This window comes from Bradyrhizobium sp. 62B (assembly GCF_030272265.2).
Lineage (GTDB): Bacteria > Pseudomonadota > Alphaproteobacteria > Rhizobiales > Xanthobacteraceae > Bradyrhizobium.
This window is the reverse complement of record NZ_CP092841.2, coordinates 1,653,198-1,671,918: the sequence shown is the minus strand read 5'-3', so window position 1 is coordinate 1,671,918 and position 18,721 is coordinate 1,653,198. Positions and strand designations below refer to the sequence as shown.

The 18,721-nt window shown below is 58.3% G+C and carries 15 protein-coding genes; 12 read left to right on the top strand and 3 right to left on the bottom strand.

What is annotated here, in order from left to right:
* Positions 1-100: 100 nt before the first annotated feature.
* The 4 genes from ML401_RS07995 (at position 101) to ML401_RS07980 (ending at position 3,843) form a co-directional block, all read left to right on the top strand.
* A complete protein-coding gene (locus ML401_RS07995; protein ID WP_285811253.1) occupies positions 101-1,495 on the top strand; it encodes a hypothetical protein in 1,395 nt (464 codons plus the stop codon).
* Positions 1,496-1,534: 39 nt separating this feature from the next.
* A complete protein-coding gene (locus tag ML401_RS07990) occupies positions 1,535-2,575 on the top strand; it encodes a TAXI family TRAP transporter solute-binding subunit (protein ID WP_285811251.1) in 1,041 nt (346 codons plus the stop codon).
* Between the two features lie 278 nt (positions 2,576-2,853).
* Positions 2,854-3,201, top strand: a complete 348-nt coding sequence (locus tag ML401_RS07985; RefSeq protein WP_285811249.1) for a hypothetical protein — start codon at positions 2,854-2,856, stop codon at positions 3,199-3,201.
* 27 nt (positions 3,202-3,228) lie between these two features.
* Positions 3,229-3,843 carry a hypothetical protein gene (locus ML401_RS07980; RefSeq protein WP_376717346.1) on the top strand — a complete coding sequence of 205 codons (615 nt, stop codon included), beginning with the start codon at positions 3,229-3,231 and terminating at the stop codon, positions 3,841-3,843.
* Between the two features lie 614 nt (positions 3,844-4,457).
* Here the strand turns inward: ML401_RS07980 and ML401_RS07975 are convergent.
* Together ML401_RS07975 and ML401_RS07970 are read right to left on the bottom strand one after the other, a co-directional pair.
* The gene (locus ML401_RS07975; RefSeq protein WP_285811247.1) at positions 4,458-4,703 is read right to left on the bottom strand and encodes a hypothetical protein; all 246 of its coding nucleotides are present in this window, start codon (positions 4,701-4,703) and stop codon (positions 4,458-4,460) included.
* A 289-nt stretch (positions 4,704-4,992) separates the two neighbouring features.
* Complete coding sequence (locus ML401_RS07970) at positions 4,993-5,217, bottom strand: hypothetical protein (protein WP_285812816.1); 225 nt, start codon at positions 5,215-5,217, stop codon at positions 4,993-4,995.
* On the opposite strand from ML401_RS07970, the gene ML401_RS07965 reads away from it, so the two are divergent.
* From ML401_RS07965 to ML401_RS07935, 7 genes are all read left to right on the top strand, one after another.
* Positions 5,152-5,307 (top strand): cold-shock protein, encoded by a 156-nt coding sequence (locus ML401_RS07965; RefSeq protein ID WP_285812641.1) that lies wholly within the window; start codon positions 5,152-5,154, stop codon positions 5,305-5,307. The genes ML401_RS07970 and ML401_RS07965 overlap by 66 nt on opposite strands.
* 698 nt (positions 5,308-6,005) lie before the next feature.
* On the top strand, positions 6,006-7,523 hold the full coding sequence (locus ML401_RS07960; RefSeq protein WP_285811245.1) for a hypothetical protein: 1,518 nt from the start codon (positions 6,006-6,008) through the stop codon (positions 7,521-7,523).
* Positions 7,524-8,489: 966 nt separating this feature from the next.
* Positions 8,490-8,708, top strand: a complete 219-nt coding sequence (locus ML401_RS07955) for a hypothetical protein (protein ID WP_285811243.1) — start codon at positions 8,490-8,492, stop codon at positions 8,706-8,708.
* Between the two features lie 533 nt (positions 8,709-9,241).
* Positions 9,242-9,394 carry a hypothetical protein gene (locus tag ML401_RS07950; RefSeq protein ID WP_285811241.1) on the top strand — a complete coding sequence of 51 codons (153 nt, stop codon included), beginning with the start codon at positions 9,242-9,244 and terminating at the stop codon, positions 9,392-9,394.
* A 1,003-nt stretch (positions 9,395-10,397) separates the two neighbouring features.
* Entirely contained in the window at positions 10,398-11,261 is an 864-nt protein-coding gene (locus ML401_RS07945) for a YqaJ viral recombinase family protein (RefSeq protein WP_285811238.1), read from the top strand.
* Positions 11,245-12,426 (top strand): ERF family protein, encoded by a 1,182-nt coding sequence (locus ML401_RS07940; RefSeq protein WP_285811237.1) that lies wholly within the window; start codon positions 11,245-11,247, stop codon positions 12,424-12,426. The genes ML401_RS07945 and ML401_RS07940 overlap by 17 nt, the downstream gene beginning before the upstream one ends.
* Positions 12,423-13,043 (top strand): hypothetical protein, encoded by a 621-nt coding sequence (locus tag ML401_RS07935; protein WP_285811235.1) that lies wholly within the window; start codon positions 12,423-12,425, stop codon positions 13,041-13,043. The genes ML401_RS07940 and ML401_RS07935 overlap by 4 nt, the downstream gene beginning before the upstream one ends.
* A gap of 1,755 nt (positions 13,044-14,798) precedes the next feature.
* Here the strand turns inward: ML401_RS07935 and ML401_RS07930 are convergent.
* A complete protein-coding gene (locus tag ML401_RS07930; RefSeq protein WP_376717368.1) occupies positions 14,799-15,083 on the bottom strand; it encodes an H-NS family nucleoid-associated regulatory protein in 285 nt (94 codons plus the stop codon).
* Positions 15,084-17,762: 2,679 nt separating this feature from the next.
* Between ML401_RS07930 and ML401_RS07925 the strand changes: the two genes are divergently transcribed.
* Positions 17,763-18,068, top strand: a complete 306-nt coding sequence (locus ML401_RS07925; protein WP_285811233.1) for a hypothetical protein — start codon at positions 17,763-17,765, stop codon at positions 18,066-18,068.
* Positions 18,069-18,721 lie beyond the last annotated feature (653 nt).

The following is an 18,721-nucleotide window of genomic DNA, read 5'->3' as shown; positions in this document are numbered from 1 at the left end:
TCACTGTAGATTAATTTGACTCTGCCTGAAGTAAAATTTATATATTATTTGTTATTTAATTTGCATTTTGACTGCCTAACTCTTCGAAAGAGGCGTGACTATGCGCCCAATCGATACTGCGCCAAGGGATGGTGAATTCATCTGGGTTGAAGGTGCGGCGGGGGCTATTGAGGCCGTCCGGTGGTCGTCAGACATGGATGGATGGGTTTGGAAAGACGGCACGCCAATCGATATTGCTCCGACTCATTGGTATCCAGCAGCCGAGTATGGCGATCCGGACGACGAACCATCGGGAAGCTCGGCCGCAGCCGCCCTCATCTTGATCCCCGCAATTTTCTTTGGAGCAGCCCTGCTCAGCGCGTTCGACCCATTTAGTTCGGGAGCGGGTCAAGACGCGGTCTGGAGCGATGGCAGAGCTATTTTTGGCCTCCATCGACAAGCCGAGATCGAAACCGGCTCTCAAGCGGCACTTCATCAGGAAACGACCGCAGCGTCGATGTTGGCGGTGCCGCCAGGCTCTGGGCGGCAGCAATTCGATGAAGAACAAGCACTCGCCAGCGGGTTGGCTGGCGCCCGGAACGAGTTCGATATTACGGTCCCGCGCGCGCAGGCGGCAGAAGCGGCCGCGGAACGGCTGCGGCAGTCGCTTCGACAGGAGCAAGCAGGCAAGGACGCGCTCACGGTAGAACTTGCCAGATCTCGCCGCGAGCTCGAGACCCGTGACGAAGACTCGCGCAATGCCGCCGATGTCGCCGAGCAGCAGAGGAAGGCAATGGCTCACGAAATCGCGGAATTGCGGCAGTCTCTCCAAGAGGAGCGAGACAAGAACGCCGAGCACGTCGCAGAGGCCAAAGCTGCGCGGGCTGAAACGGCGAATGCCGAACAACAAAGTCGTGCGGTACAAGATGCCCGAGCGCATGCGGCCGCGTTGGCCTCGGAACTTACGGAAGCGCGGCGTGAGATCGAAGCCCGGAACATTCAATTGCGTGATGCGAATGATGCGATCGCGCAGCAAAAACAGGCGGCGAGCCAAGAAATAGCCGAACTGCGACAGGCGCTGCGACAGCAGCGGAGCGGGACGGAGGCTCAGGCAGGAGACCGTAAAGCGTCCTCGAGCCTCGCTGAGGACGTTTCGACCGCTCCGGCCACTGAACGCTTGGTCCCGCCAACGACGCAGAACGGGGGGACGATGGTAGCGGAAGGACCAGTAGCCGCACGTCAAAGCGAGGCAGAGACTCGACTCATTCCGCGGGCCAGGGCCTTGCTCGATCAGGGGGATATTGGAGCAGCGCGGATTGTGCTTGAGCTCGCGGCTGAGAAGGACGTCCCGCAGGCAAGTTTCATGCTCGCCGAAACCTACGATCCGGCCGTGCTATCCGCCTTGGGAACTTACGGAACGCGCAGTGAAGTGGCGAGGGCGCGCGAGCTGTATGCCAAGGCTCAAAAGGGCGGCATTCGCGGCGCCCAGGAACGGCTTGATGCACTGCCTCGCTGAAAAGGGACTCGTCGCAGTCCTATTCGAGAAGGGATCGACATGAAGAAGGTGCCAAGGTCACACTCGTTGCTGCTGCTCGCTGGATTCATGCCAGTCGCGATGATGCTGCAGACGGCCTGCCTTGAGGCCCAAAACGCGAAGAGCACCAAAGCTGATGTCCAGGTGATCCGACGGTCGCTCCCTCAGGAGAGTGAGAAAGACCGCGTCAATGCCTGGACCGTCGGGCTCGCCGGCGGCCTGCTTGAAGGCGCACCGATCCGTCTCGCCTCGGAAATGGCACGCGTCGTCGATGACGGCACAGATCTGCATCTCCTACCGATTGTCACGCGCGGGGCCACCGACAATTTGAACGCGTTGCTCTATTTGCGCGGCGTCGACACGGCGATCATCAATTCCGACGCGTTCGAGGAATACAAAATTCAGGCACCTCAGGTCCGAAGCCGCATCACATACCTGCTCAACCTCTTCCCGTCCGAGCTGCATGTTTTCGTGCGGCCGGAGATCACAAATCTGCAAGATCTTGCCGGTAAGAGAGTCAACTTCAACACCTTGGGCACCGCAGCCGCCTACTCTGGACCGCTGATCTTCAGCCGCCTCGGCATCGAGGCCGACAAGACATTTATTCCGCATCAGGTTGCCTTGGAACAGATGCGCAAAGGGGAGATATCGGCCGTCGTATTCATTACGTCAAAGCCGGTCGATGCCTTCGTCCGCGGTCGCTGGGAGGCGGGCTTCAAATTTCTTCCGGTTCACTATGACAGTAGATTCGAGGACTATTACCTACCGGCGACATTGGAGCCAAATGAGTACCCAAACCTTATCAAGCCGGGTGAGCGAGTTTCAACGATCGCGGTTTCGACAGCGTTGGTTGCATTCAATTGGCCACCACGCTCAAACCGCTATCAACGCGTGGCTCGTCTCGTCGAGTATCTGTTCTCGCGTATCGATCGGCTTCAGGCGCCGGGCTTTGACGCGAAGTGGAGGTCGATCAATCTAGCAGCCACCGTTCCTGGTCTCACCCGTTTTCACGCCGCCCAGGAATGGCTAGATCGCAACTCGTGGAGAGCAGAGTCACCATGAATAATGCGGCCGCTCCTCTGGTCGTCGCCGTCAGCTTCGCCTGCCAAATCGCGCACGCGCAAAGTGCGAATGACCCCATGGGAATAGCTCGAGCGTGTTCGGTGGCGGAGGGGTCAGGGCGGCGAGACTGCCTGCATAATTCGCCACGCGAGGCTCCATCGCTCGGCCGACGAGCATCAGACAACCGATGGCTTGTGAGCGAGACTACGTCACCGATCGATTATTCCCCAGTCGTCGCCGCTACCACCTCCTCGGTCAGCGCTGCCGATGGCGCCGCCATGCAGCTCTCGATTCACTGCCGAGCCGGTCGCACAGAGGTTACGGTCGCAGGAGCTTTGCTCTCACGCAGCGCCAAGGAATATGTGATTTCGTATCAAGTCAACGCGGATCCGCCAATTCGACTCGAGGCCGCCTCGCCGTCGTTCGGGTCCGGCGTCTCTTTCGGTGGCGATGCCATTCAATGGCTGAAGGCACTACCGGACGACGGCAATATTGTTGTGCGTCTTTCGCCTCGCATAGGCGCGGTACAGGAAGGACATTTCCAGCTCGATGGATTCGGGCACGTGCGCGAGAAATTGGCGGCGGCATGCAAATGGCCACATAGCGTCGCCAGACCAGGAGGGTGATGGTCATAGAAACGGGCAAGGAACAAGATGAGCAAATTGAAGTCGGCAATGGCAGCCATCATCAGCAGCCTGGCGATGATAGCCCTGGTTAGCGCGAACGTCCGTGCCGAGACAGACAACCATGTGATCTCACAAGCGAATGATAGCTCAGCAAATTCTCAGGCGCAGAGCAGATTGAAGCCGGCGAGAAAGCAGGGCCAGCACCAAACAAGGCACCCCGCCGCTCGGGCTGAGCCGATGCTGGCTCAGGCGACAAAAGCCGCCCCCGCCGCGAAGTCGCATAGGCTGATCCTGCAGGTGAACTCCAACGAGCCTGCCATGATGAATCTGGTGCTCAACAATGCGACCAACGTCGCGCAATATTACAGCGATCGGGGGGAGCCCGTGTCCATCGAGGTTGTCACCTTCGGCCCTGGCCTTCACATGTTGCGCGACGACACCTCGCCGGTAAAGCCCCGCATCGAGGTGCTCGCGATGAGCCATCCCGAGATATCTTTCAGGGCCTGCGCGAACACCCAGGAAAACATGCGTAAGGCGGAAAGCAAGGACATTAAGTTGATTTCGCAGGCCACGGTTGTTGAATCCGGCGTCGTCCGCGTTATGGAGCTGCAAGAGCAGGGCTGGAGTTACGTGAAACCCTGACTTCGTGGGCGGTTAGATCATCAATGGACCGTAGCTCGGCGCGGCGCGAATTGCCGATGATATTAGTGCGGTCGCCCCCAACAGCCGTTATTGGAGCAGCAAGCTTGACACACTGGAGGCCTATCGCGGCGCCGGACTGAGCAAGCCATCCAAAGTCCGACTTACGATAATGGCGGTCAGATGCGCAGGTCGCCACGGTCCAAAACGAGGGACTAAAAGCGCAGATCTCCACGTCATGCTCGTACTTTCGAAGCGCAAAACGTTCTTGGACGTCCGCCGACCCTCACCAAGCGCGGCAGCCTTTTACGTTTGTGCGGCACGATTGTGCGGCACGATGCGCCGATCGTGGAGACGACCTACTCAAATACTAACACCTAAGAGACGGCCCCGGCTTTGGGGCGGCTGTTGAGGTGGCCGGGGCCGCTCTGCCAGCTCCGCGGTAAGCTGGCGACTCTCAAGCTAAGAAAGCCCGCCTTGTTCCTCCAGCGGCTCCGCCTTGGCAAAAAAAAAGCGAACAATGCAATAACGGCACAGATGGTATACTTTTCCACCACCCAGGCTTCGTATGGATGCCGGGTCATCGCGGTCACTCCGGTTAAGCGACGCAAATGCCTTCATAGTCGGCGAAACTCGGCTACCCGCTGCTTCAGCGAAACTCTGGCCTCAAAGCCTGCGAGCAGCCAGGCCATAGACTGCGTGTGACCTTTGCGCGATGTGTGATTTCCCCACCACGCGCTGAACCTGTAGGCTGACGGCGGCAATGGTCGACGAAGAATGTCTTCGATTTCCGAGAAGCTGAGGCGGATCGTTTCTGCCTCGCGGCGCTGCAGCTCATTCCGCAGGGGGTCGTAAACGGACATCAAATCCAGCTCGTCACGGCATCACGGGAAAAGACAGGTTTTCCCATCTTAGTCTTCTCAAAACGAAATAGGATTGCTACATAAACATTTTAATTCTTCATTCGGGAAAAAGCTAGTTTAAATTGACCTCGCGTCCGTCAATGCACGGGCAGCTGAGGCACGGTCCGCAAATTGTCGTCGAAGTCCTATGTCTATTCTAGGTCAGAAGCTTTGAAGGCCTCTCAAGTTCAGTACCACTCTTGCGGGTGCGAGCGTGTACATTGGGGAGAATAGACGGTTGTGATTGTGCTCAGCGCGCTTGAGCGCGAAAGGCGCGAAAGGCGCGAAATTGTGTCTGTCCGAAGCGAGCTTCAACTAACGCCAGTCGGATTTCTTTCAACCATTTGGAGAGTCTTACCATGGCGATGGGACGGTTAAGTGGTTCAACGTGACGAAAGGTTACGGTTTCATCCAGCCTGACGCTGGCGGGCCGGATGTATTCGTGCATATTAGCGCGGTGCAAAAGGCCGGTCATGATGTATTGCGCGAAGGAGCGCGTGTCAGCTACGAGCTTAGAACGGGTCGATCCGGGAAAATGGCTGCCGAGGATCTGCGCGTTGATTGAAACGCTACATGCAAAGCCCGGCCTGTGCCTGGCAGAACGAAAGAAGCCGCCCTTAAGCAGCTAGTTTCAGTGGTCTCTTCCTCTACTTATTCTCGAGCGCGTCGGCAGTGTCTCGCGCGGCGTCCTTCACGTCTCCTTTCCTTAAAGATTGGCCGTAGCAGCAACGGATTCGGCGCTCAAATCGGTGGCAAACGGGTGTGTTGAGGCGCCCCAACGGGCAGAATGCCGCCCTAGAGGACAAGCCTCGATGCAAACCAGAGCACGACACAAAAGCAGATGCCGATTCCCACATAGGGCAAAACAAGGCGCATCGCTCCCTCCTCGGCTCTGAGACGCTACGGGCCGCAGCGCGATTGCATATTCGCGATGCCATGACCATCCAATCGGCCCCTGCACGAACCGAACTGTGACGAGCAATCGCGGGCTAGCGGCGGGACGGCTGCGATTCTCTGCGTTACGCACGACGCCGGGCTGAGATGGGACGGGGACGAGATTCCTCCTAAGGCCGCGGCAGAGCTGAGAAGTGCTGCGGCCGTTCAGGCCGCATCGTCAAATTAGCAGGCTCGTCGCTAAACTCCTCAGAACATCGATTTAAAATATTAATTTCCTTGATTTAAAACGTGATTTATATACGGCAACGAAACGTTGTAGATGTTCACCGCGCATCTTAACGTGAACCATAAAAAACGGAGGGGGCCATGGCGGTTTTATTCGGCGATACGACTGGGTCGCTCACGGGACGACAGCATGGCGGAAGCCAAACTCTGATTGGTTCTGAACCGATGAACCTATTATTCGGGGACGCGGGTTTGAACTTACTCGACCACGCAATTGGCGGTAACGACACGTTGGTAACTTCCGGCGCAGGAAATCTGTTCGGCGACGCAGGCGGTAATATTTCCGATCATGCACGGGGCGGCGACGATACGTTGTCAGCGCAGGTGCTCGCGTCTATTGTCACCATTGGCGAGGCTTTCATCCTGAATATGTACGGCGATGCTGGCGGTGATATCTCGGCTTGGGCTATTGCCGGCGATGACACCCTTAATCTCGAACTGCCCCCGACCTTTACACCCGGGGTGAAGGTGAATGCCTACGGCGATGCCGGCGGAGTCTTGTCCGGTCACGCCCGTGGTGGCGACGACCATTTTAGCGTTTCTGGTGGTGGGCATCAGACCGTCACCGTATACGGAGACGCCGGCGGCAACTTAATCAATTGGGCGGCGGGGGGCAACGACACGTTCGTCGGCCACGTCGGACCGGACAGTAATGTAGTGTTCTTTGGCGACACGGGCGGTAGCTTGCTCGGGCTTAGCCGTGGCGGCGATGACGGCTTCACTGTGAGCGGGTCTGAGTACAACAGTTATCTCTATGGCGATGCCGGCGGCGACATGGCTGGTCGTGCGGCTGGCGCCAACGACAGCTTCGCCGTGAGCGGAGCCAATCCGTTCAATTTTGTCTTTGGCGATGCCGGTGGAAACATGTCCGCCTTCGCCGCCGGTGGGAATGACACCTTCAATGACTCAAGCGATGTAACCCTGACCGATCGAAATGTCTTCGCCGGCGACGCTGGCGGGAACATGTCCGGTTCCGCCCGAGGCGGGGATGACACCTTCAACAAGACCGGCCTAGGGGGAAGTACATTCTATGGCGACGCCGCAGGCGATATGTCCGACCGTGCCCACGGCGGCGACGACATTTTCCAGGCCTCAGGCACGCAAGACCAAAATATCTTTTATGGCGATGCCGGTGGCAATATGGGTGATCGAGCTGTTGGCGGCCACGACATCTATATCGGTGGCAACGTATTCCCCGGGCTGGTCAATCAGGCGTATGGGGATGCGTCGGCCATGTTCGGCCACGCCGACGGCGGTAATGACACGCTGGTTGGTGGCGGTGATCCGAATCCGCATCCGGCGGGCAGCTACGAGACCATTCTCGTCGGCGATGCCCGATCCATGTCCGACCACGCATGCGGCGGCGACGATAAACTAGTAAGCGGCACCGGAAATGATGATATCTGGGGCGATGCCCAGATGATGCTTGGCTTGGCCAAAGGTGGCAACGACACGTTTGTATTCAATTTCGACAACGGCCACGACAAGGTCGAGGATTTCGGGCAGGGGCTCTCGAATTTGGGAGCCGATCACATCGATGTCTCCGCGCTTCACATAGAGGACTTCAGTGATCTGAGTACTCGCTGTTTGATCCTGTAACACAGGAGAGCACGATCACGTTCGGTCTGGGAAACGACGTGGTGGTGCATAGCGAGCAAGCCCTCAGACCTCAGGATTTTATCTTCGCGCCACATCAGGAGGGTTTGTTGGTCTGAGCCGACGCTCACGGCTACCCGCGCACCCGACACACATTTCCAGCGTCGTGCCCGCCTCAGGGCTACGTGGTTATCGAGTAATCCTCTGCTGCCCTGATCCCGCCTGACCGTAGCTCATCCCGCCGCTGAGGCGCGGGGAACAATCGAAGCCGTATTACGTTTCGGTAGCTGTGGAGGCCCCTCATGAGTAAAGAGTGGAATAGCCACCGCACTTCAGTCGTACTTTTCGCTATGGCGGTAATCGTCACGATCCTCGCGGCGTTCGTCACGACACTCGATGGGGTCGACACAAGGACGGCGAGCAACGAGACGCGGCCGGGTACGACGGGCCTCGCAAGGCCACATCCGCCACTGGACCGAGCACCAGGCGAGCCGGTACTTGGCAACAGGAAGCTGACGCATATCCCGCCTACCCGATGATCGGATTGAACCGGCAGCTCGTAAAAGATCAGCGCTCCCTCTGCCGCTCGCTGAAGGCTGGCGAGCTGCAGCCGGAAATGCGTTCAAAGCGGGGGATAGAGCACGCGCGCCGAGCTTTCGGCCCCACGATCGCTTTCATGCCGCCGCATCGGCAGCGAATCACAGCATGCCAACCTGCAATGCCAGAATCGTCTCGATCTTTCCGGCTCGATGGGCAGTCGAGCCAACCAAGCTACGGCCAACACGTCAACGGACATGTCGTCACTCACGTGCCCGGAAGGCGGCGCGGGAGGCTTCCAATGATACCGACTGGACGCGCTACCTAACTTGCCTCGGGTCGCATTTTCGTGATCACGCCATTAGTGAACTTATTTAATTTGATTTAATTTGATTCAGACGCTTTAATTCTTCAGCCAGCGCGGAGCACGCCATGCCCGACCAAGACGACGACCGTCGCGAATTTCTGAAGACCTGCGGAAAGTTCGCGGTGGTGACGCCACCCACGATCACAGCCTTGCTTTCGACCTCTCTGACCAGCACAGCCATCGCCAATTCCGGCGGCGGCTTGGTGCACCATCGCGGCAACAATGGTTGGGGCAATGGTGGCGGAGACGGCAGTCCTAACGGCAAGGACGACAGGGGCCGTTGAGGTTCTACTAGTTCGACCGCGGGCGTGGACCGATTGGCCGATGGGCTAGGTTCGCATGCTCTTCGGCGAAGTCTGATCAAGCTGTCTTGGCCCCCCGGCCAGCTGGATCAGGCCCCAGCTCAAGGCCGCCCTGGAGCTGGGGCTTTTGTAGTGGCCACAGATGATCCGGCGCCACCTCTGCCGGCTGCCTTGACGGAAGCGTGTCCCTGGTCCGATTGCGCAATGCGGCTTGAGCAACAGAGCGACTGCTCATTCGGCATTTCCGCTGGTGGCCCATACTAACAAAATGTGGAGACCAGGCCGGCCAGTGTCACGGCCAAAGTGGGCATCGTCGCCCTTCCGGGGTCGAGTACGGCCATGACACGCTCGCACACCTCGAGCCCCGTGACTTGAGAAGCGCCAGAGTCTCTTTAGTTCACGATGTACTCCGATGCGCTCACGATGGGCCGCAAGATTGCTCGAAAATAGCTGGACTTCTGTGTCGACTGGAGTGCATTCCGCCATCCAAATCCTTCAGCGGAGCATGATCGGCGATGGAAGCGCAAATCATCAAACCAACGATCAAGGCATGCCTTGCGGAAGTCCCTGTCAAATTGAAAGAGGCGCAGCAAACCGCGACAGCCGCGCAGGCATGTGCGGAGACAGGCGACGTGACCGAAGCGCCCCGAAATATCGACGGACATTGAGCAGCTGATCTGCGAGGCCGGCCGACTTCACGATGCCGCCACGCTCCTCGCTCGAATGCCGAGCGATTGATTAAGGCAAGGTGCTTCACTGCCGCCTACCGCTGCCCGGGACATGCGCGAGGAGGCTAGCCGCGCTTTTAGCGTTGCTACTCCGCATTCAGCCAACGTCTCAAGACACGTCTTTGTGCAGCACGGGCGGACCTTTCATAGCGCTCAAGGCCGGTAAGACGCTTCAGTTGTTTTGGGTTCGGGCAATCTAGCAACGCAGCGAGCATGCCATGGCGGGCGTCTCGGATGTGGGCCAGCCACATACTGGCGCGAACAAGGGCATGCACGGTCGAGGCATCCCGCGGCTGCGCAAAGCTCACCGTGATTACGCCAGCAGCTGCGTCAGAGCCGGCATTGTCATCAAGGTTAAGGCGCGAGAGCCCGTGTTGTCGGGCGTTGCGGCTCGACCGCGCCCTACCCGCTTCAGTCTTCGGGCCCGTGCTTCGCTTGGCGTTCAATCGGTTCGTCATGATTTTTCGGTTTGAGGCCATGCCGGCTTCTACTCAGGTGCCGCTCTCTTTGCCGACACCTCGCTCGAATTGCATATGACTTCAAGCCTCAGATCAAGAAACGTGACGATCGGAGGACGTTCGCTACTACCCGTGCATTCGGGAGAGAATCGTCCGAACGCGGCTTAGAGCATTTGAAGACCATAGGCGCCGCCCCGCTCTTCTATACTTGCCCCTCGCTCGTTTGGCTTTGATTTGTCAATTTCGGGCGAGATCGAGTCCCACGCGGTCCGTTCGTCTGGAGGCTTTCCCTTTACCGCTCATTGGCAATGATCTCGCGCCGACGTGAGCAACAAGATTGCTGCAGAAAGGACTGGCATTTCCCTGCAATCGGAGCGTTACTGAGTTGGCCGGAGCCCGATGGCGGCCCCGGTATCTCACCTCGCGGACGCGGGGCTTCAGGCAGTGCGGCGAAGAGCGCCGCTGTTCTGGAGCAGGAGATACCCGTGCGTAGCGTACCGAGTGACGGCCAAGTTGGGCCGCAGCATCCAATCATCAGGTTCAACCCGAACGACCGGCGGCATTTCATCGGCGGCTCGGACGCCCGCATCATCATGGGGGATGATCAAGAAAGCCTCATTCGCCTTTGGCGTGAAAAGCGAGGCGAAGCGGAGCCGCAAGACCTTTCGGACAATCTGATCGTACAGCTCGGGACCGTAACTGAAGTCTTGAATCGCGCCTGGTATCAACGAGCAAGCGGTCACACCGTCAAGGACATCCAGAAGCGTGTTCGCCATCCCGTTCACAAATGGATGGCGGCGACGCTGGACGGGACTGTCGAACAAACCGGCGCCGTCTTCGAGGCCAAATTCATGCTGCCATGGGCCTTCACCGAGGAGGCTGCGGCCGACAAGCACATGGCACAGCTGCAGCACAACATGTGGGTCACTGCATCCCGCAGCGCCATTCTCTCCATCATCACGGGCGGCGGCAAATGGGTCGAGATCAAAGTCCACGCCGACCCGCTCTATCAACATCTGCTGCTCACCGCCGAGAAGAAGTTCTGGCGCTGCGTCCAAAGCGGCGATCCACCCGTCTTGTTCAATATCGAGACGCCGCGCCCGAGGCTTGAGGCTGTCAAGGTCATCGATATGTCCACCTCCAACCAATGGGCGGAACTGGCGGCGACCTACCTGCGGACGCGAGAGGCCCACAGTGAGCACGAGACCGCCAAGGCGGATCTGAAAAAGCTGATGCCGGAGGATGCGAAGGAAGCGGCCGGCCACGGTATCAAAGCCAAACGGTCGAAGTCGGGCGCCATCAGCTTCGATGCCCAGTCGGCGGAGAGCTCCCATGCACCAGTCCAGTGAGCGCATCGGGACTATCGCAGCCGCTCTTGCCCGGGCCCAAGCAGAGCTGATGAATCCCGAGAAGACTCTGACGGCCGTCATCAGGTCGCCCTTTCCGCGGGAGGAAGACCGGACTTTCCGCTACGCCTCCCTCGCGAGCGGCCTGGACATCGTGCGCAAGACGCTGAGCCAGCAGGAGATCGCCACGATCCAGACCACCCGGATCGAACAGCCAACCGGCCAGATCCACCTCACCACCCTGCTCGCCCACGCTTCGGGGGAGTGGATCTCCTCGGACCTTCCGGTCTGCGCCTCCAAAGAGGTCGAAGCGCCGCATCGGATGGGAGCGGCGCTGACCTACGCCCGCCGCTATGCGCTGTTTGCCCTGGTTGGAATAGCCGGAGAAGACGATCTGGACGCCCCGGACCTCATGACAGGCCCTCCCGCCGCCGCCGAGCCGCAGACCGCGCCAGGGCCAAAAGGCAAGCCGCCCAAAGGCGTATTGAATCGCTCTCCTGTCTTGCCGCCTGATCGCTCCGCTGAGCTATTGGATCGGCTCTTGGGCGAGCTTGCCCTTCAGGAAGGCGGCGAGGACCTGCTCGCCTGGGCCAAGATCAGCCTCCCGCTCAAAAACACTCTTCTGGAGGCGGACGCCCGCGTTCTTGAGGCCGCCTACCAGACGAGGATCGAGCAAACCGCCCTTCCCGCTATCGATATGGCGGACCGGCGCCCGGTGCTAGCGGTCAGACAGCCCTTGTCTGAGGACATTCCGTCGCACACCTCCGGCGGCGTTGAGAAGCCCGCCAACTCATCGTCCGGAGCGCAGGTCGGCCTTGCCTTTCCGAAAGAGCCGCCTCGGAAACGGAGCAAGGACCACCTCGCCTTCATCCGCAGCCAGGGTTGTCTCGTCTGCCAAAAGACCCCCGCGGATGCGCATCACCTGAAGTTTGCTCAACCAAGAACATTGGGACGAAAGGTCAGCGACGAGTTCACCGTGCCGCTTTGCCGATCGCATCACCAATCCCTGCACCGACATGGAAACGAAAGAGCGTGGTGGACCAATCTGCATATTTCGCCTCTGCCGATCGCGAAAGAGCTTTGGAATGCCAGTCCCGTCCAGCTGACGAACGGCGCAAATATCGCCGCAACGACCTCACGTCTGGGATCGGAGGCACGAGATCAATGAATGCCCCTGTCAGCTTGAATCAACCGCACTCGGGGAGTCTCGTGCCGTCTGAGTTTGAGGCGCTGTGTCCATCGCCTCAGCTTCTGCCCGGAGAGAACATAAATCAATATCATGCGGTCCGAGCCGCAATCTTCCGGGACATCGGTCCTCAGTCCGCTATTGAATGGCTGCTTGCGATCGATATTGCTGAACTCTCCTGGGAGATGCAACGCTATCGAGTGCTGCGGCATCGTCTACTGAGCACCTACCGCCAAAAAGCGATCGAGATGACGCTGCGCCGCATCGATGTGGCGGGCATTGCCCCGGATTTCCAGGATGTTGCCGAAATTTACACCATCCATAACGCGCTGGATTGGCAATTGGATGCTTCGGCTGCGCTCGATATCGAAGACCGTCTTCGATCGTATGGCTTCGATCAACATGCGATCAGCATGGAGGTTTACGTTCAGGCGCGCGAGATCCTCGTGCTGTTTGAATCGCTCCTAAATGGAGCACAGCTTCGGCGCCTAATGCTGCTAAAGGAGGTCAACAACTTCCGCCGTTCAAAGATGGTCGATCTTGCCAATGTAGCTGAACGCAAGGGGCAGCCAGACGGTGTTGATCTTCCGCGAAGGTAATTGCGGCGATCGACGAGCGGGCTCCGCATGAATGTCCTGAACATTCAAGCCTGCTGCAACCAAAGCATGCGATCTCGGAACAGGTAATTTCTGCGCAGCGTTAGCAGGCAACCGGCAGCGTTCACCTCGCCACCTGCTTGTGGTCTGAAAGCACCGCGAGAGGGGCTTGCCTCCCCCTACAAACCCAATTTTGCCTGACCCGGAACGCGTCGGGGGGAGACAGTCGTCCGTCGCCCGACCTGCGCCTTGGCGTCCAGCACCTTGTCTCCAGCTCGTGCAGCGCGCGGAAGGCTGATCTGGTCCGAAAGGCTCGTGCCTCTCCCTGAGAGACCTTCTGTACCAACGGTGTTTCCTTGGGCCTGTGTTGCCGGCCCGGATCTATTTCGGGAAGACGCTAGGCCAATGGCCATTTGATCCTCCTTGCTCGTGCCGCTCCCGACCGCACCGACCGGCAGGCCATTTTGCGCGTGGCCAGCCCCTGCATTTCGTGCAGCCTGGGCTGCCGCCCGCGACCTCGCCCGCGTGGCGGGCTGAACGTTCGAATTGCTCGGCTCGGCGTTGATGCCTGGATTTCCGCTGGTGACCGTATCTTTCGTTCCCATTCCCGGAGTTGCTGACGAACCAGCGTTACCTGCACCCGTCCCCATTCCAGAGGGTGCCGACGGGCCAGCGCTGGCGCTACTCGGGCCTGTCCCGGTGCCTGCGCCCCCGGACCCGGCATTAGCCATGCCGTCTAACGCGGGGACCACCAGAATTGAGCTTGCGACGATGGCGGCAATTAATTGCGGCTTGGCGGGCATCTGACGATCTCCTTCGCCAAATTTGCATTAACCCCCACGCCGCAATCCAGTTCCTTTTGTTGCGACACACGCTCGTCCTCGAGCCACGCACTTCTCCACCGGTAATTGACCTAGTTCGCCGAGACGAGCGGCATATGCTGACTCGTCAGCACAGCTGGGCCACGACCAGGCTTTTTCCAAGACCACTCTTTTGAAGGCGGATGCCCATTTCGGTTGAGGTCGCCCACTAGATGCGGCTCGAGGCAGCCGATCCTGCCGAGATCAGCATCGTGAAGCTCGTGTCGGCAGCGAACCCCGTTCACGAGCCTGCGGCTGCTTCCGCCAGACCACTGGCCCCAGTCTTGAGACGATCCAAGCAGATCCGGTGTAGCCGCCCTAAGCGGAATGAGATCTTGGAGAACTCGCGGCGCCAGCTCTGCTAGAGCATTGCACCTCTTCTTAAAGGGCTGGCCACCCGTAAATTTCCCAAGTGTCGACCATTAAGCTCGCTGGTTTACTGGTTCGAGCCGAGTGCTCGCAGCATGAAAACACCGAAGCCGAAGCAAAGAGGAGGCCCAACGATTGGTAAGGCTTGCCCGGCAGGGAGTCGGCGCCGGCAGGATCGCGGCCGAACTCGGCCGCTACGCGGGGTCCGTGAGGCGAATGGCCCGGAAGTTGGGGGTGTTACTGAAGAAATAGCATCGAGCGATTGTCGGTCTGCCCCGCCAATGTGTCGCGCGGCCGAACGTTACAGCTCAACGGTTCGGTCGAATTTCCGCATCAAACCCGAACGCGGTCTCTTTATGGCGGCCACAGAAGACCGCGCGGTCCAGCTTAGAAAGATGTTCATTTCCCTTTAAGCACGGTTCTAGACCGGAATTCGATGATGCTGTGAAGCAATGATCCCAGCCGCAGGATGGATCACAGCCGTCGCCGGCATTCTCATTCCAGATGACGCAATCGCCGTTGAATTCGCCTAGCGCTTTTGCACTGAAGCCCGCTCGATCAGGAAGTCGTCTAACTTCCGACCGCCTCGGAGCTGGGGCTGCAGCCACCGCGGCAGCCTGCCACGACCGGACCATGTCTCCGATGGGTTCTTGGGATTGCGGTATTTGGGACGAACGGGCGGGTATGGACGGCGTTTACGATCGAACCGTGTAGCATTCTCGGCCAGCCCAATCCTGTGAAGTCGTTCCTCCAAATGTGCTTTCTTCACCAAGAGTTTCTGAGTAAGGCTGGCAGTGACCTGCTGGTGAAACATCCAGAGCTCATCAAGGGAGAGCGAATTGAAATGCGCGGTGTCCATGGCGAGATCCGAGGTTAGGGACGAAAGCCTAGGCACAAAAGTCTGAGATGAAGAAGCAGGCAAGGCATCAGACCGATGATAATCGCACAATCCACATTTAAATGCGGGATGCGGCGGGGAGAATGGCATGACAGCGGTAATATCGTGGCAGGCATTTAATTTGATCATCGACGCAAACACTCGCTCGCCGCAACCAGAGCGAGATTATCCAAGAAACTCGCTCGTCAGCTTCGTCCCAACTTGGCCAATTGAGCTAACTCTGATGCAACCGACGCGAGTTGGATAAGTATTTAATTCCACTGACCAGCAACACATTTAATTCATTGCCCTGCCGGATTTTAGTCGTATCGGGGCCAATATCGCCGCGAAGTCTCGGGTGGGGCACATCACCGAGAGTCTTCGATGTCCGGTCATTTGCGATGTCGTTTCGCCAGCTTGGTTCTTCTTGGAGATCTTGCGGCGACACCTGCGCTCTCCGCCCCGTTTACTGACTTGTTTCATCCTGCACCTCGCGAACCTGCTACCAGCTCGTCAGCGCGACCGGAATGCTTGGCACAGCCCGGCAACCCGCCCGGCACCAACCAGCGCTGGGTGTATCGGCGGGAAGGCCGCAGCAAATGCTGGTTCTTGGCCGAGGGAGTCGCGACGGCGCGACAACCGGGTCATCGTCGCATCGCTAACCGCACCGTCAGGCCCGACGAGGACGAGACCATGCGGCAAAGGCGGAGCCCTGTAAGCGATGCGCGCGCGGAGTTATCAAGCTCTGCGAAGGCTGACGAGCCTCAACCGATGCCGCCGGCACGCGAAATGAAGGTGGCTGATTCTGCTTCTGTGTTCGATTCAGGCACATCGACCCCAATTACGGCGGCCCCCCTCTCTGATCTTCCCAGCGGCCAGCTCAGGGCCCAGCATTCCGCGCCGTCCCAAGCTGAGGTTGAGAAGCTTTCCGCTGCCGCGCGAGGCGACTTATCTTTTGTTATGCCGACGGCTGCGCGCGACGAACAGGCGCCGGGCGAGGTGCGCAGCCGGGCGGTTACCTTGCTCGGTGCGGCATTGATGATGCTTGGAGGCTTCTCGATCCTAAGCGCGACTCGGGCACTTCGGCACGCGGTGAGATCTCGCCACTGAAAACATGCTGGCAGACCACCCAAAGGCTCGGTGAGTTTCTGACGCGCTGAAACTCCCGGATTGCAACACTTATAATGTTCCTCGCGCCCGCACTTCATCTCATACTGCCTCAGCCCAACATTCGATTATGATGCGGTCCTCTCTTGTGTTCGGGACTGCCATCGTGCGGTACAAAGTGTTCATGGTGGACGGGAATCGGCGAGTGATCTGCGCTGCAAAGCTCGATTGCATTGACGAGCAAGCGGCGAGACGTCGAGCCCAGCAGATGAACGGCCAGCACGACGTGGAGCTTTGGGAACGCGATCGACTTGTTGCAGTGTTCCGAAGTGCAACGAATGAGACTCTGGGGCGAGCCCGCAATTCTGAATAGAGGCCCGGGCTTCGCCGCTGAGTGTTCTAAGAATAGCGAGGGACGTCGCCGTGGCTGGCGGGCCTTGCGTCGCAGATACATACTCGCGGAGGTTATTCCCCCGCGGGACGAACGGCGACCTCCCCACTTAATTGGGGATTCGAATATTAAGCTTCGGACCAGGCGAGTCTCGAGCCTAAGGGGCTCTCGCTTTGCCGTCCGCCCTGATCCGACGTCTTCGGCCGATTGCTCTCGCTTCTACATGTCGGAGCTTACTTCGGAGCTTCTCCACCTCTCTAAGCTCCGTCACAAGCGCCTGCAGCCGCGCTCTCAGAACGGCACAAGTATAGGTCTGGGTACGCAACATCACATGCCTCGGAAAATGAACTGAACTAAAAAGTCGCCGAAAAAAGAGAAACACGAACAATCACTCGACTGAGGCTCAATGAGCAAAAGCCGCAGCCGCCAGATGCTCCCAGGTACTCTGCCTCTGCAAGCAGCTGCCAGCTCCTGCCCGGTTGAAGCGCGGCAGTCTGTCGACAAAGCAATGCCATGGCGCGAAAGCGGCGAGCAGCTTCCATTGCAACCTCCCATTTTCTCCAAGCATATTTTTCAATTTTGCGATGGAGTCATCATGATTACATATTATAATCAAATTTGTCATTAAATCGCGAGCTTTTGAGTTCCATTCGCGCGCTTACCAGAAACGGTTTTCAGTTTAGGCTTCGCAAGGGTTTCGAATGCTGATCGGCGGCGCTCTATTGCGCGTCGAAACGCACGAAGAACGTGCGACACACCACACGAGACGCGAAGCTCGGATATCGCGCTCCCAGCTTCTCGGCCGCCTGCCTGCACAAGTGGGCTCTTGGTCTTCGCGCTCCGGGGCCACCTGCGCCGGCTAAGCAGCGGCAATCACCGGAGTCTGAACCAGTTTGAGCTAGCCACACCCTCGTTTTAAATAGATGAACTAAATATTCTGGTCGCGACAAGGTCTCGACAGGACCGTCGAGGGCAACCGATATAATGGCGCTCCTGGCTTAGGACTGAGTAGGTTACGAGCATTGACCTAGGTGAACGGGAGTCATTATTTGCTAGTTTTTTCCGTGCAAGGTCGGCAAACTAGATCTTATTGGGATTTTATTTTCAGGGATATTGCGATGGGAAAACCTGTCGTTTCCCGTGAGGCATTCCGCGGGTTATTCGCATTTTATGCAGCGAAGGCTCATCACGACCATGAGTCAGCAGGCGAACAGTGCCTGCTCAGGCTGTTCGGATCCGTGAAAGACATTCCCGATCGTCTACTGCAGCAGTGGTCGGACAGAGTTGAACTTCTGGGCCCCGAAACCGTGGGCCGGATAATGGAGCCGCAAGCCCACCAGGTCACAAGCGGCAAGGCGCAATACGACCATGCCAGCGATTTTCTTCACGCGGTGCTGAAAGATCTCGGACAGAAAGTCCAGTAATCAAATTGCCCGTTGTGCCGGTGCAACCATCCGAGATGTAGATTTTCTGGGCTGCTAGCTCACTCCTAGATGGCCCCTGCAGGAGCCTATGGGTAGCCATAGCAAGACACCACTCCGCAGTACACGGTTGTGTGTACGAAGCCCGATTGGCGCCAAAGCGAAGCAATACTGAAACACTTCCGTCCGATGCTGAGGCGAGTGAGGGAGGTTCAAATGACCAGCGTATTTTCCGGAGTTGTGTTCATAGCGCTCGCAGTGATCGGCTTTTCCTCGTTCATTTCGACCGCCCTTTCAGCATCGCGGGATGCGAGGTCCGCAACGTTATCAGTGCGGTTCGCGCCCGCACCCAACGTTCCCACCTGCACTTTGCCCCTAGGCCGCGGCCCGTCTCGAATGTGAGTTCATAGCCGGGTGCCTTTCGTAGCAATCGATCAGTATTCCGCTGTTCGAGCAGATGTGGCTCACGCGGCCGAAATGGAGAAACTGCACGCGGGATAAATCCGGACTGGCTCTTGTTGGGGATGCCCTGCCTTTAGGTCAACGGATCTGTATTTTCCGAATCAACGTTTCATGGCCCTCCCTCATACGTCGATTTGCGGGGTATAGGTGTGGGTCAGTTTCTATCGATGCTACTGTTAACACAGCAGTAATTT